The sequence below is a fragment of the Paraburkholderia graminis C4D1M genome (assembly GCF_000172415.1).
Taxonomy (GTDB): domain Bacteria; phylum Pseudomonadota; class Gammaproteobacteria; order Burkholderiales; family Burkholderiaceae; genus Paraburkholderia; species Paraburkholderia graminis.
On record NZ_ABLD01000016.1, the window covers coordinates 1 to 13,713 of the forward strand.

Annotated in this window: 9 protein-coding genes and 1 pseudogene; 3 read left to right on the plus strand and 7 right to left on the minus strand. The window is 64.7% G+C overall.

Features of this window, described 5'->3' with window-relative positions; genetic code table 11:
• A pseudogene (locus BGRAMDRAFT_RS22205) lies at positions 1 to 2,102 on the plus strand (efflux RND transporter permease subunit); the annotation flags it as partial.
• A 44-nt stretch (positions 2,103 to 2,146) separates the two neighbouring features.
• Here the strand turns inward: BGRAMDRAFT_RS22205 and BGRAMDRAFT_RS22210 are convergent.
• From BGRAMDRAFT_RS22210 to BGRAMDRAFT_RS22220, 3 genes are all read right to left on the minus strand, one after another.
• Complete coding sequence (locus BGRAMDRAFT_RS22210; RefSeq protein ID WP_006051081.1) at positions 2,147 to 2,611, minus strand: hypothetical protein; 465 nt, start codon at positions 2,609 to 2,611, stop codon at positions 2,147 to 2,149.
• 22 nt (positions 2,612 to 2,633) lie between these two features.
• Positions 2,634 to 3,194: a peroxiredoxin gene (locus BGRAMDRAFT_RS22215; protein WP_006051082.1), complete on the minus strand. Its 561-nt coding sequence runs from the start codon at positions 3,192 to 3,194 to the stop codon at positions 2,634 to 2,636.
• 157 nt (positions 3,195 to 3,351) lie between these two features.
• The gene (locus BGRAMDRAFT_RS22220) at positions 3,352 to 4,686 is read right to left on the minus strand and encodes an EAL and HDOD domain-containing protein (protein WP_006051083.1); all 1,335 of its coding nucleotides are present in this window, start codon (positions 4,684 to 4,686) and stop codon (positions 3,352 to 3,354) included.
• Between the two features lie 298 nt (positions 4,687 to 4,984).
• Here BGRAMDRAFT_RS22220 and BGRAMDRAFT_RS22225 point away from each other — a divergent pair, with 298 nt between their 5' ends.
• Positions 4,985 to 6,823, plus strand: coding sequence for a putative bifunctional diguanylate cyclase/phosphodiesterase (locus BGRAMDRAFT_RS22225; RefSeq protein WP_006051084.1), 1,839 nt, complete (start codon positions 4,985 to 4,987; stop codon positions 6,821 to 6,823).
• Positions 6,824 to 6,914: 91 nt separating this feature from the next.
• Complete coding sequence (locus BGRAMDRAFT_RS22230) at positions 6,915 to 8,372, plus strand: HDOD domain-containing protein (RefSeq protein ID WP_006051085.1); 1,458 nt, start codon at positions 6,915 to 6,917, stop codon at positions 8,370 to 8,372.
• 153 nt (positions 8,373 to 8,525) lie between these two features.
• Here the strand turns inward: BGRAMDRAFT_RS22230 and BGRAMDRAFT_RS22235 are convergent, their stop codons facing one another.
• From BGRAMDRAFT_RS22235 to astB, 4 genes are all read right to left on the minus strand, one after another.
• On the minus strand, positions 8,526 to 9,812 hold the full coding sequence (locus BGRAMDRAFT_RS22235) for an EAL and HDOD domain-containing protein (protein ID WP_006051086.1): 1,287 nt from the start codon (positions 9,810 to 9,812) through the stop codon (positions 8,526 to 8,528).
• A 426-nt stretch (positions 9,813 to 10,238) separates the two neighbouring features.
• A complete protein-coding gene (locus BGRAMDRAFT_RS22240) occupies positions 10,239 to 11,033 on the minus strand; it encodes an ABC transporter substrate-binding protein (protein WP_006051087.1) in 795 nt (264 codons plus the stop codon).
• Between the two features lie 299 nt (positions 11,034 to 11,332).
• Positions 11,333 to 12,385 carry a succinylglutamate desuccinylase gene (astE, locus tag BGRAMDRAFT_RS22245; protein WP_006051088.1) on the minus strand — a complete coding sequence of 351 codons (1,053 nt, stop codon included), beginning with the start codon at positions 12,383 to 12,385 and terminating at the stop codon, positions 11,333 to 11,335.
• Positions 12,369 to 13,709: an N-succinylarginine dihydrolase gene (astB, locus tag BGRAMDRAFT_RS22250; protein WP_006051089.1), complete on the minus strand. Its 1,341-nt coding sequence runs from the start codon at positions 13,707 to 13,709 to the stop codon at positions 12,369 to 12,371. Before astB ends, astE begins: the two co-directional genes overlap by 17 nt.
• Positions 13,710 to 13,713: the final 4 nt, after the last annotated feature.

Sequence of the window (13,713 nt, forward strand, 5' to 3'; positions counted from 1 at the left end):
CTGGAAAACATCTCGCGTCATATCGAGAACGGCGTGCCGCGCATGAAGGCCGCGTTCCTCGGCGCGCGCGAAGTCGGCTTCACGGTGATGTCGATCAGCATCTCGCTCGTCGCCGTCTTTCTGCCGATTCTGCTGATGGGCGGCATCGTCGGACGGCTGTTCCGCGAATTCGCGCTGACGCTGTCGCTCGCAATCGGCGTGTCGCTGATCGTCTCGCTCACGCTCACGCCCATGATGTGCTCGCGCCTCTTGCGCGAGCCGCACGAACAGAAAGAGGAAGGCCGCTTCGGGCGCTGGCTCGAACGCGGCTTTGCGTCGATGCAGCGCGGCTACGAACGCACGCTCGGCTGGGCGCTGCTGCATCCGCGGCTGATCCTGATGGTGCTGCTCGCGACCATCGGCCTCAATGTGTGGCTCTACATCATCGTGCCCAAGGGCTTCTTTCCGCAGCAGGACACGGGGCGGCTGATCGGCGGCATTCAGGCGGACCAGAGCACGTCGTTCCAGGCGATGAAAGGCAAGTTCTCGCAAATGATGGACATCGTCGGCAAGAATCCGGCGGTGGATAGCGTGGTCGGTTTCACCGGCGGCCGGCAGACCAATTCGGGCTTCATGTTCGTCTCGCTGAAGCCCAAGAGCGAGCGCAAGATTTCCGCCGATCAGGTGATCCAGCAACTGCGCGCGCCGCTCGGCGACGTGGCGGGCGCGCGCACGTTCCTCCAAGCGGTGCAGGACATTCGCGTGGGCGGACGGCAGTCGAATGCGCAATACCAGTTCACGCTGCTCGCCGATTCCACGCCCGACCTGTACCTGTGGGGACCGAAGCTGACTGAGGCGCTACAAGCGCGCAAGGAACTGGCCGACGTCAACTCCGACCAGCAGCAAGGCGGCCTGGAAGCGATGGTGACGATCGACCGCGCGAGCGCCGCGCGCCTCGGCATCAAGCCCGCGCAGATCGACAACACGCTGTACGACGCGTTCGGCCAGCGCCAGGTGTCGACCATCTACAACCCGCTCAACCAGTATCACGTTGTGATGGAAGTCGCGCCGAAGTACTGGCAAAGCCCGGACATGCTCAAGCAGGTCTATATCAGCACGTCCGGCGGCAGCGCGAGCGGCGCGCAGACCACCAACGCGCCGGCCGGAACCGTGACGAAGGAGACCACGTCCACCTCGTCGTCCACTAGCGCTTCGGCGGGCGGCACGGCGGGCACGACTGCATCGAGCGCCGCCTCCATTGCCGCGGATTCCGCGCGCAACCAGGCGATCAACTCGATTGCGACGAGCGGCAAGTCGAGCGCATCGTCGGGCGCAGCGGTGTCCACATCGAAGGAAACGATGGTGCCGTTGTCGGCCATTGCGAGCTTCGGGCCCGGCAACACGCCGCTCTCGGTGAATCACCAGAGCCAGTTCGTCGCGTCGACCATCTCGTTCAATCTGCCGCCCGGCGTGTCGCTTTCCACGGCGACCGACGCGATTTACCAGACCATGGCCGAGATCGGCATGCCGGCGACGATACACGGCAGTTTCCAGGGCACCGCGCAGGCGTTCCAGCAGTCCATGTCGGATCAGCCGATCCTGATTCTGGCCGCGCTCGCCGCCGTGTATATCGTGCTCGGCATTCTTGTATGAGAGCTATTATCCACCCGCTCACATTCTTGTCGACGCTGCCCTCGGCGGGCGTCGCGCTTGCTCGCGCTGCTGCTCTTTCAGACGACTTCAGCATCATCGCGTTGATCGGCGTGATTCTGCTGATCGGCATCGTCAAGAAAAACGCGATCATGATGGTGGACTTCGCGATCGAAGCGTCGCGCCACGGCCGCTCGTCGAGCGACGCGATTCGCGAGGCGTGCCTGTTGCGCTTTCGCCCGATCATGATGACGACCTTCGCCGCGATGCTCGGCGCGTTGCCGCTCGCGTTTGGACGCGGCGAAGGCGCGGAGTTGCGCGCGCCGCTCGGCATTGCGATTGTCGGCGGGCTCATCATGAGCCAGATGCTCACGCTCTACACCACGCCGGTGGTCTACCTTTATATGGACCGGATTCGCGTGCGGTGGGAGTCGAGGAAGGCGCGCAGAGGCGGTGTCGCACCGTCTGCGTGAGGTTCTTGCATGGGATGCGCGGCGGGCTTTGAAGCCGGGCAACGCTAAAGCTTCTGCTCCATCGCGAGCAGAAAAATGCGCTGCCATTGCTTTGCCTGCCGCTCGTTCTGCATCGGCAGCAGCCATATGCCGTGAGCGGCGTCCTTCACCTTCAGCGCGAGTTGCCATTGCGTTTCGCGGCGCTCGACATCGGCGCCAAGCAGATCCGCGAAGATATACGCGCCGTGCTCGGCGCCGACGCGAATCTCGCAGAAGCGCTGACCCGAGGCGAGCCGCACCGAGCCCCAACTGCCGTCGAGCAAGTGCGTCCAGTTGCCGTCATGAATATTCGGCGCGACTTCCTTACGGCGGCGCAGCCAGTACGCAAGCGCGGCCATCAGCAGCAACGCTACAAGCACGGCGACGCCCACGGCCACCGCCGTCCCCGCCGCCGCTTGTAACGCGTCGAACGCACGCACGGCGCCATACACGAGCGCGATCAGCGCAAGTAGTGCAATCAGAATCGGCATCGCGAACTCTCGACAAAAATCCTTATTGCTTGTGCGCCGCGGCCCAATCCTTCACGGCCTTCAACGTGTTCTCGACATGCTTTTCGGGCGAAAGGCTCGTGTATTCGTAGATGATCTTGCCGTCCGGCGCGATCACGTACGACACGCGATTGGCCATCGAGCTATGCATCGGCAGGCCCGCGTCGTAGGCGCCGATCACCTTCGACTCCGCGTCCGCCGCCACCGGGAATTTGCTGCGGCACTCGCTGACGGAGAACTTCGTCAACGTGTCGATGTTGTCGTGCGACACGCCGATCACCGTCGCGCCGTATTTGCTGTATTCGTCGACGGCCTCGGCGAATTCATGCGCCTCGATCGTGCAGCCCTTCGTGAAAGCCGCCGGGTAGAAGTACAGCACCACCGGTCCTTTCTTGAGCTGGTCGGCGAGCGAATACGTGTACGTCTTGCCGCCGAGCGACGCCTGCGCGGTGAACTGCGGCGCGGTGTCGCCGGGCTTGAGCGTCGCGCCCGCGGTCAACGACCAGGCGGCGCATGCCACCGACACGGCAGCGGCCAGCACGGCAGGCAGGAGTTTTCGTTTCATCGGCTGATCCTTTGAGCGTTGCGTTGATGCACGGCGTCTCCCTCGCAAAGGAGTCCGTCGGCCTTGTGCTCTATTGGACCACGTACGCAAAAAACACGCGCGGAACGCAGCGCCGCATGCAGCAATCGGCGCAGATCAAAGAATCAGGGGCAAAGAATCAGGCGGCTTCCTGCACATGCGCGCCGAACCACGCGGCCGCCGACAGATTCAGCTCGGCCAGTATCTCCGGCGTGAGCGCGGCGAATTCCGGCGGCGCATCCGCCGAGCGCGCGATCGACGCCGCGTCGGCGCCCTCGCCGGCCGCCTCCGCGATACGCAACAGCATGCCGAGCGGCCCGCGCAGTTCGACGATCGCCTCGCGGATCTGCGCCGCGAGACCGAGCTTCTCGAGCACGGCCTTCGGCGTCGTGCCGAGCAGCACATGCACGAGCGAAAAGATGCCGGTCATGAACGCGGCGTCGGCGAATTCGTCGTCGGCGGGACGCATCCAGCTTGCCGCCAGCTCCATGAAGCGCGAGCGCGTGGCCGCCAGTTGCACGAGCGGATCGGCGCGCCACGGCAGATCGCCGCTGTCCGCGTAAAGCAGCAGTTGCGCCCAGCGCGCGATCTGCCGCGTGCCGGTCGCGATGATCGCCTCGCGCAACGACGCGATATTGCGCCCGAGACCAAACGCGCTCGAATTGACGAGCCGCAGCAGTTGCACGACCACGCTCGGATTCAGCTTCAGTTCGGCTTCGAGTTCGACGATGCCCGCATCGCGTGAAAGCAGCGCGAGCAGACGCAGCAGGCCCGGCCGCGGCGAGCGGTTGCGCGGCGCGGCCAGCACTTGCGGCCGCGCGAAAAAATAACCCTGGAACAGATCGAAGCCGAGCTCGCGGGCGAGCGCGAAGTCTTCGCGCGTCTCCACTTTCTCCGCGATCAGCGTCTTGCCCTGGCCGCGCATCGCGGCCGCAAGCTCGGGCAAATGCGCGCGCTCGGTCTGCAAAAAGTCGATCTTGACGATGTCCGCATGCGGCAGCATCGCGAGCAGTTCGTCGGACAGCGCGGTCACGTCGTCGAGCGCGACCTGGAAGCCGCCGCGCCGCAGCTCGCCGAGCCGGCGGCCGAGTTGCGCGTCGAACTGAACGGTTTCGAGGATCTCGAGCACGAAGCGCTCGGGCGGCATCACATGCACGATGTCGTCGAACAGCATGGTCCGGTCGATGTTCACGAAGCCGCGATGCGGGCCGAGCACGGCCGGCACGCCGATTCCGCCGAGCGCGCGCGCCACCACCTGCGCGGTCGCCTGCGCGTCGTTGGTCACCTCGGCGTAATTGTGGGCGCCGGCCCGGAACAGCAGCTCGTACGCGTTGAGCGCGCCCTGGCGATCGAGGATCGGCTGCCGGCCCAGATAAACGAACTGCGGGGCGGCAGCCGCGTCGGGATCGTCGCCGGACGCGTCGCGCACCTCGATGCGCCGGGCGGAGGCCCTGACCAGATGTAGTTCAGACATGGATCGTCGATGCAGCTTTCGAAGGACTGCACGGCAGCGGCGCGCGCCACCGCACAGGGGGTTTGCCGTATTAACGGACGTGAGGCAACTGCACTTTAACGGAATCGGCGGTTGGGAATTGCCGCCGCGCGCAGTCTCGTCCCTTACGGGATGTTTTTCTCGCGCAAGCACTAAAGATTCCAGGGCGCAGGCCGTTATCTAGTCCTGATGGGGCGGCCTGATAGTTTTTCACCGCCCTCACCTGGCGGACCGTCAAACCGCTCCGCCCGCAGACGAACACAGGTTGCCAGCGACAAACATGGAAGCGAACAGGATCACCGCGCCCCGCCGGGGCTCCTTGCGCACGGTCGTCGACCGGCTTCTGGCGCTTGGCCGGCGCGTCGAACAGAAGCCGCAATCCAGGCCGCAAGCCCGACCGCAAGCCGAGCCGCCCGCCGCGCTGCACTTCGAGCACGTGGTCGGCGCCGTGGACCTGCTGGCGCACGTGGACAGCGACCTGCGCTTTATCTATGTGTCCGACGCGAGCCTGCGCTTTATCGGCTATCACCGCGAGTATCTGGAGACGATCACGCTGCATGAGCTGGTTGCGCAGGCCGACGTCGCACGGCTCGACGCGCTGCTGGTCCGTGCCTCAGCCTCGGGCAATGTCGAGAAGGCGACGCTCGGGCTCATCAAGTCGCTGACCTATCCGATCACCGTCGAGCTGCGCGTGGTGCGCAACAGCCATAACGGCATCGACGGCTTTGCGATCGCCGGCTTCGACGTGTCCGCGTGGCGCGCGAGCGAGGAGCGCCTGATCCAGGCGCTGCATCTGGACCGGCTGACCAATCTCGCCAACCAGTCGGCGCTGATTCCCGCGCTGCTCGAGGCGCAACAGCAGGCCGACGCGCACGGCACGCCCGCCGCGCTGCTGCTGCTCGACATCGACGATTATCAGCGCGTGAACCGTGCGCTCGGCTACGACGCCGGCGACGACATGCTGCGCGACACGGCGCGGCGCATCCTGAACATGACGGGACCGAACGAGACGGTCGCGCGCGTGGCCAGCGACGAGTTCGCGATTCTCGTGAAGCCCGCCGCGAACCGCACCGACGCCGCGGCCGCCGCCGAAGCGCTGGCGCGGCGTCTGTTGACCGCGATCCAGCAGCCGTATGTCTTCAGCGGCCAGCAGGTGCATCTGTCCGCGAGCATCGGCATTGCGCTCTATCCGGACGTGCGTCACGCCAACGACACCGCCGCGCACGACACCCATCTGCTGCGCTGGGCCGATCACGCGCTGCTGCAGGCGAAGTCAGCGGGCGGCAACACGCTCGCGTTCTATGTGCCGGACGACAATCCCGCCGACGCCGAGCGCCTGAAGCTGGAGGCCGATCTGTACGACGGCGTGCGCAACGGCGAGTTCTCGCTGCACTTCCAGCCGATCACGAGCAGCCGCACGCACGGCGTGGTCGGCGTCGAGGCGTTGATCCGCTGGATGCATCCGGTGCATGGACTCGTGCCGCCGTCCATGTTCATTCCGCTCGCGGAGTCGGTCGGGCTCATCAACTTCCTCGGCAACTGGGTGCTCAAGGTCGCCTGCATGCAGTTGATCCAGTGGGACGCGCGCGGCATCTCGCTGCAATACGTCGCGGTCAACGTGTCGCCGCAGCAGTTCCGCGACCCGCGCTTCAAGGACGCCGTGCGCGAGGCGATCGAGTTGACCGGCATCGATCCGCGGCGCCTCGTGTTCGAGATCACCGAGAGCCTGCTGATGCACGACCCGGCGCACGCGAAGGTGCTGCTCGAAGATCTGACCGCGATGGGCATCCGCTTTGCCGTCGACGATTTCGGCACCGGCTATTCGAGCCTGGCTTACCTGCAACGGTTTCCCCTTGCAAAACTTAAGATCGACAGGAGTTTTGTCGAGAATCTGCTAACCTCCCGGAACGATCAGGCGATCGTCAGCGCCGTGGTCGGGCTCGCCCAGACACTCGACCTCGAACTGGTCGCCGAGGGCGTCGAAACGGAAGCGCAGCGCAGCCTGCTCACCGAAATGGGATGTGACCACATACAGGGATGGCTCGTCTGCAAGGCGCTGCCATCCGACGAACTGGCGCAGCGTTTCGAAGCGCGTTCGCTTCATCTGCACAGCGCATAGCGGTGCGGCTCAAGCGCTCAAGCAGCGGCATCAGCCGGCCTCGCGCCGGCATGGCATTCATTGGAACACGTATGGCTTTTGCGGGACTCACATGGTAAAGGCGGCGGTGCTCGACCGGCTCTGGACGCGAATGAGCGAGCGCGGCGATTTCCCCATGCTGTCGCAGTCGTTGCGCACCACCATGGCGGCAATGAACAACGACGACCTCGACTTCACCGGCCTCGTGCAGGTGGTGCTGTCGGACTTCGCATTGACGCAAAAAGTGCTGCGGCTCGCGAACTCGGCCATGTACATGGCGTTCGGCGGCAATATCACCACGGTGTCGCGCGCGTTGATGGTGCTCGGCATGGATGCGGTCGGTCATCTCGTCGTCGGCCTGAAGATCGTCGATCACTTTCATCACAGCGCGCCGCGCCGCATCGACGCGAAACTCGAACTGAACCGCACGCTGCTGTCGGGCTGCGTCGCGCGCAAGCTGACGGAGCGCGGCGATCTGCGTGCCGGCGAGGAAGCCGTGGTCTGCACGCTGATGCGGCAAATCGGCAAGCTGCTGGTGGTGTTCTATCTCGACGCGGAATGGGATCAGATTCGCCGGCACATCGAAGGCGGCACGCTCGAAGCGGATGCGTGCGTGCTCGTGCTCGGCGTGACGTTCGACGAGATCGGCGCGGAAGCCGCGGTGCGCTGGCGTCTGCCCGACATGATCCGCTCGGGCATGGGCGAGTTCGATCCGCAAGACACCGAACAGCCGCGCCAGGTGCAGTGGCTGCGCGCGATCACCAATTATTCGACGGCGGTCGCGGACGTCCTCACGCAGCAGAACATGCCCGACTTCGAGCGCGAGGAGCGCATCGCCGAACTCGCGCAGGAATATAGCCGCGCGCTCAACACCGATCCCGAAGTGCTGCTCGAAATGAGCGTGGCGTTGGCGCGCGAGGAAGGCGGCGACGGCGTGATGCGCGAGATCGTCGAGTTGCGCGCGAATGCGGACGCAATGGCGCGCGAGGCGCTCGACCCCGAGTCGCGCATTGCGGCGGGCGTCCAGGATTTGCGCAATCTGCCTGACAGCAGTTCGCTTGCGCCGGCGCTTGGCATGGCGTCGGAAACGGTGCTCGCGGCGCTCGGCTTTGCGCGCACCGTGGTATTCGTCAAGCACAGCAACGGCACGTTCCGCGCACGTCTCGGCCTCGGCCCGAAAATCGACGCCGCGCTGCCCAAGCTCACGTTCAGTTCCGCGTTCGAGCCCGACGTGTTCCACCTGGCCATCGCGAATTCGGTGGGCATCTTCATCGAAAATGCGCGCGATCCGAAAATGGTCGCGCGGCTGCCCGAGTGGTTCCGCCGTTCGTTCGACGACGCCCGCGCCTTCGTGCTGTTACCCGTGGTGGATGAAACTGACCAGACGGTCGCGTTGCTCTATGGCGACTGGTCTCATACGCAGGAGCCACGCCGCATCTCGCAGAAAGAGATGAGCGTGCTGAACGAACTGGCCAGGGAGTTAGGCCGTTTTTTCGGCCTGGGGCAGATGCGGGAAATGGAGACGATGTAAAGACGTGGCGTGATCGCTGATCACGTCGCGTGAGTCTGCAATTTCTGTGTTTGCCCGACGCCAGGTGTTTTTAAGCTGATTTGCGAAGCTGATTTCCAAGGCTGATTTAGAAGCCGGCATGCGCTGCATGCCGGCTTCGTCGCATTAGCGGGCTCAGTCCTCGATTCTTTCCAACCCTTCCGCGCTGCGGTCCGCGACGCCCGCCCAGGCGCCGGCCGCGAGTCCCATTTGCGCGACCTCTTCGATTGTCAACGGCGCAAGCTGCGCGCAGCGCGCGGCGAGCTTGTCCCACGCGCCGTTTTCCAACGCCTCGACGGCGGCGAGCAGTTGGCCGAGCACGCCCTCGCGATGCAGAATCGCCGCCTGAATCGGACGCGACAACGTCAGCACATTGAGCGTGCTTTCGAGCGAGCCGCCGAACACCGCATCGACGAATGAAAACACGCCCGTGAGAAACGCCGCGTCCGCTTCGTCGCGGCCCGCGTCAGGCAGACGCTCGATCGCCAGTTCCATGAAACGCGCGCGCGTGGCCGCGAGTTGCAGCAGAGGATCGTCTTCGAGCGCGACCTTGCGGCCGTCCGCATACAACAGCAACTGCGTCCAGCGCGCGATGCGGTCGGTGCCGGTTGCGTTGATCGCCTCGCGCAGCGTCGTGACCTTATGGCCGACCGCGAAGCCGCTCGAATTCGCGAGCTTCATCAGATGCATCACCAGCACCGGATTGAGCTTGAGCTCCGCTTCGAGCTGCGCGACCGTCGGGTCGCCGGCGAGCAGTTGCAGCAGATTGAGCAACGCGTGGCGCGGTGCGCTCACGCGGCGCGTCAACGAGGTTTGCGGACGCGCGAAGAAGTAACCCTGGAAGCGGTCGAAGCCGAGGCCGTGCGCCGTTTCGAAATCGGCTTGCGCGTCGAGCCCCGCTGCGATCAGCAGCTTGCCCGCCGATTTGAGCACGCTCGTCAGCTTGGGCAACAGCGCGGCGGGCGCGCGCGTGATGTCGATCTTGATGGCTTCCGCATAGGGCAAGAGCTTCGCGAAAGTCTCGTTGGGCTGCGTGACGTCGTCGAGCACGAAGCGATAGCGCCGGCCATGCAGCAGCACGATGCGCGCGATCAGCTCGTCGTCGACGTGCATGTCGGGCGGCAGTTCAAACAGAAAGCGCTCGGCGGGCAGCCGCTCGATCGCGTCGTCGAACAGCATGTCGCGGTTCGTGTCGATATACGCAGGATGCCCGGTCAGCGCGTTGCGCACATTGCTCTCGACGAGTCCGCGGATGATCGCGCGCGCCACGCGCTGCGCGGGCGTAGGCGCCCGGCCGGCTCGCGGGTCTTGATCGTCTTGATCGTCTGCGCCGTTTTTGGTGTCTGCCTCAGAGCCGAGGTCGAACTGCGCCTCTGCCGGCGCTTCCGGCGCGCGTATCTTGAGCTCGTAGCCGCACAGCATGCCGTCCCGATTAAGGATGGGCTGCCGCGCGAAGCTGGCGTTCAACTGCGCATCGTCCGTGGCGTCGCGGCGTCGCTGGCATATGCACGGCCCGGATTTTCGACTGCAATGGTGCTCATTGTGGTCCCCCGCGAGGCGCCGCCCCGGCGCTTGCTGCTGTCTTGTGGTTTTCGCCGCACGGCAACGCGCGCGGCGTGTTTATCGTTTGCGACGTCGCGTTGGCGACGGCCAGGTTCGCCATCGCAGTGCGCCCGGCGATTTTAGCGCAGGCTGTCTTGCGCGCACATGTCCGCAAAACAATATCTGGAAATATTTGGCGAGTGGAGAAAGCCGATAGCGCCCATGACGAGGCGGACAACCACGCGCTCCATGCAAAACGGCCGCAAGCAGCGGCCGTTTTTTGTCGAGGCGTCGAGCAACAGCGCGTTACTTCAGCACCACTTTCACGTCGAAGTATTTCGCCGCGAAACGGTCGATCGTGCCGTCGGCCTTCAGTTCCTTCAGCGCCTGGTTCAACGCGTCCTTCAACGCCTTGTCGCCGCGGCGAATGCCGAAGCCCACGCCCGCGCCGAGCAGCTTTTCGTCCGTGACGGCCGGTCCAGCGAACTCGAAGCCCGCGCCTTGCGGCTTCTTCAGAAAGCCCTTCGATGCCGCTTCCGCGTCCTGGAACGACGCATCCAGACGCCCGGACGAGAGGTCCGCGTAGATCTGATCCTGGGTCTGATACGGCACGACGTCGACACCGGCCGGCGCCCAACGCGCCTTCGCATAGGTTTCCTGGATCGTGCCCTGCAGCACGCCGACGTGCTTGCCCTTCAGCGACGCGGGCGTCGGCTGCAAGCCGCTGCCCTTCTTCGCGATCATCTGATTCGGGATCGTGTAGATCGGGTCGGTGAAGTCGATGGCCTGACGACGCTGCTCGGTGATCGTCATGTCCGAGTTGATCGCGTTGAACTTGCGCGCCTGCAACGCGGGAATCAGGCCGTCGAACGAATTCTCGACCCACACGCACTTTGCCTTCAACTTCGCGCACACGGCATTGCCGACGTCGATGTCGAAGCCCTGCAGTTCGCCCGACGGCGACTTCGATTCGAACGGCGCATACGACGCCTCGACACCGAAGCGCACTTCCTTGATGTCCGCCGCCGAAGCGGACGCTGCCGTGAGCGTTGCCATCGCGAATAGCGCGAGCGCAGCCGTGTTTCGCCAATTCATCTTCATTACGGGTGTTCCTCTACGGTATTGAACAGGACGGAGCCGAATCCGGACAGGCATGATTGCCGCGCCAAAAATGCGATTCAAACTCGCGCGGCCGTTGTGGTGCAGCGCAACAGCCGCGAGGCGGGGATTGTACAGGCTCGTTTGCCGCGGCTGCGTGGCGTTGGGGTGAAGGCTGCGTCGCGAGCGCGGGGCAGCGCTAAAGAGTAAAGCCGCAAGTTGATGTCGCGGTGGCGCAAGCAATGCAACGAGTTCAACCGACGCAAATAGCATGCGCTCTCGCGTCTTCAAACATCGTGCCGCTAGACGAGCGCGCCGTGCGTCTCTTCAGTCGTCTCGACCACCATCAAGCCCGCGCGCAAACCGGGCTTCACCGTCGCATTCGGAAACACGAGGCGCTCTTCGTCATGTTGCACGACGTAGCGATAGTCGCCATCGCGTGCGAGCAACGTGTGCTTCGCGAACGGCGTGAAGTTCGCGACATCGGGCGCGACCAGCAATTCGAACGCGTCGCTTTGCTTCGTGATCTGGTCGATCACCGTGAAGGCGCGCGGCAGTTCCGCTTGCGTATTGCCATTCGTGCCCGCGAGCAGATGACGCAACGCCTGATCCGCGCCTTCGAATCGCGTGAGGTCGTTCTGGCCGAACGGACGCACCTTGCCGAGTTCCAGCGTGCACGCGTCGGCAGCGCAAGCCTGCGCGGTGAAATGCGAGTACGTGTTGCCCTTCGTGGTATGCAGCAGCACTGCGCTAATGCGCGCCTCGCCGAGCCACTCGAACATCGCGCGCGAAAACGGCCTGCCCGTATGCGGCAGCAGCGCGAAGCGCTCGAACGCGGACGCGCGGATCGCCGTGTGCATGTCGATATGCCAGCGCGCGCCCGGCTCGTTCGAAGCGGCATCGAAGAACTGCACAGCGGCCCGCTCGAGCGCCGCGGCGCGCGGAGCCTCGTGACTGTGCGGCAGTTGCAGATGCCGGCCGCTGAAGAGGCGGTTCAGGTCGTCGTCGCGATAGCGGCACGCGTCGCGCATCGCATCGACATTGCCGAGAATCGCCAGCAGCCGGCAGGTCAACGTTGCCTCGCCGCGCGCGATGTCGCGCACGAGATGCGACAGCAGTTCGATCGGCGCGGTTTCGTCGCCATGCACGCCGGCCGATGCAAGCACGCTGCGTGTGTTGTTCAAAGACGCGGCCGGCTCCAGCAGCAGCACGCCGTCATCGAGCCACGACCAGCGCACGCCGCCGGCGCACGTGCCTTGCATGTCGTTCGCGGCAGGCCGCGTGCCCGCGAGCGTATAGGCGAGGAAATCGTCGAGCATTGCGACCGGCTCGCCGCGCTCAGCGCTGGAAGTCATAGAGCGATCCGAGGCCGAGAATCTGCGTGAGTTCATCGAGCGCGGTGCGCGACTCGACGAGCAGTTTAGGATCGGCGAGATCAGACGGTGCGAGACGGTCGCGATAATGCTTTTCGATCCACGTATCGAGCCGCCCGAACAACGTGTCGTCGATCCACACGCCGCGTGTGACCGCCGCGCGCTCCGCCTCGTTCAACACCACACGCAGACGCAGGCACGCCGGCCCGCCGCCGTTCTTCATGCTTTCGCGCAAATCGAACACGAGCACCTCGTCGATCGGACCCGTGTGCGACGTCAGATCGTCCAGATACGCGGCCACGCGCGGATTTTCGCGGCACTCCTGCGGCACCACCAGCACCTGCTTGCCGTCGGGGCGCGTCAGCAACTGGCTGTTGAACAGGTACGACGAGACCGCGTCCGCCACGTTCACCTGCGCATCGGGCACTTCGATCACGTTGAAATCCGCCTTCAGGCCAGCGAGTTTCGCGCGCAACTCGTCGTACACCGCCTGCTGTTCGACAAACGCAAGCTGATGACAGAACAGCGTGTTGCGATTGCCGACCGCGATCACGTCGTTATGAAAAACGCCTGCGTCGATGACCTCGGGATTCTGCTGCGCGTAGACAGTTGCTTCTTCCTGCAAGCCATGACGATGCGCGACCGCGCGGCTCGCCTCGAATGTCTGACGCGCGGGAAAGCGTTTCGGCTCGGGTCCGCGGCGATACTCGCTGCGGCCATACACGAAGAATTCGACGCCACGTGCGCCATATTCCGCGCTAAAGCGTGTGTGATTCGCCGCGCCTTCGTCGCCGAGTGCGGGCGTGCCGGGCAAAGCCTCATGCACGGCGAAGCGATCGGCGTCGCTGAAAATCGCGCGCAACGTGCGGCGCGTCGATTCGTGTTCGATCGCGCGATGCAGTTTGCTGCACAGATTGGCCGGCGTGAAATGCACGCGGCCGTCGTGCGTGTCGGCGGACGGACTCACGGTCGCGGCATTCGCGGTCCACATCGCCGAAGCCGAACTCGCGGCGGCCAGCAACTCGGGCGCATTCTTCGCCACGTTGGCGATCACCGTGGCATCGTCGCCGGAAAAACCCAGCTCGCGCAACAGACGCACCGACGGCCGCTCCTGCGGCGGCAGCACGCCCTGATGAAAGCCGAGATCGGCCAACTGCTTCATCTTGCGCAGACCCTGCTTCGCGGCCGCCTTCGGATTCGCAACCGACTTCTCGTTGTTCTGCGACGCGACGTTGCCGAACGACAGCCCCGCATAGTTGTGCGTCGGGCCGACCAGGCCGTCGAAATTGGCTTCAGTGGCTTGCATCGTC

What these genes read in the sequence shown, in the direction of transcription:
- BGRAMDRAFT_RS22210 (WP_006051081.1), bottom strand. Translation starts at nt 2,611, where the DNA reads ATGCCGATTCTGATTGCACTACTTGCGCTGATCGCGCTCGTGTATGGC.
- BGRAMDRAFT_RS22215 (WP_006051082.1), bottom strand. Translation starts at nt 3,194, where the DNA reads ATGAAACGAAAACTCCTGCCTGCCGTGCTGGCCGCTGCCGTGTCGGTG.
- BGRAMDRAFT_RS22220 (WP_006051083.1), bottom strand. Translation starts at nt 4,686, where the DNA reads ATGTCTGAACTACATCTGGTCAGGGCCTCCGCCCGGCGCATCGAGGTG.
- BGRAMDRAFT_RS22225 (WP_006051084.1), top strand. Translation starts at nt 4,985, where the DNA reads ATGGAAGCGAACAGGATCACCGCGCCCCGCCGGGGCTCCTTGCGCACG.
- BGRAMDRAFT_RS22230 (WP_006051085.1), top strand. Translation starts at nt 6,915, where the DNA reads ATGGTAAAGGCGGCGGTGCTCGACCGGCTCTGGACGCGAATGAGCGAG.
- BGRAMDRAFT_RS22235 (WP_006051086.1), bottom strand. Translation starts at nt 9,812, where the DNA reads ATGCTGTGCGGCTACGAGCTCAAGATACGCGCGCCGGAAGCGCCGGCA.
- BGRAMDRAFT_RS22240 (WP_006051087.1), bottom strand. Translation starts at nt 11,033, where the DNA reads ATGAAGATGAATTGGCGAAACACGGCTGCGCTCGCGCTATTCGCGATG.
- astE (WP_006051088.1), bottom strand. Translation starts at nt 12,385, where the DNA reads ATGACTTCCAGCGCTGAGCGCGGCGAGCCGGTCGCAATGCTCGACGAT.
- astB (WP_006051089.1), bottom strand. Translation starts at nt 13,709, where the DNA reads ATGCAAGCCACTGAAGCCAATTTCGACGGCCTGGTCGGCCCGACGCAC.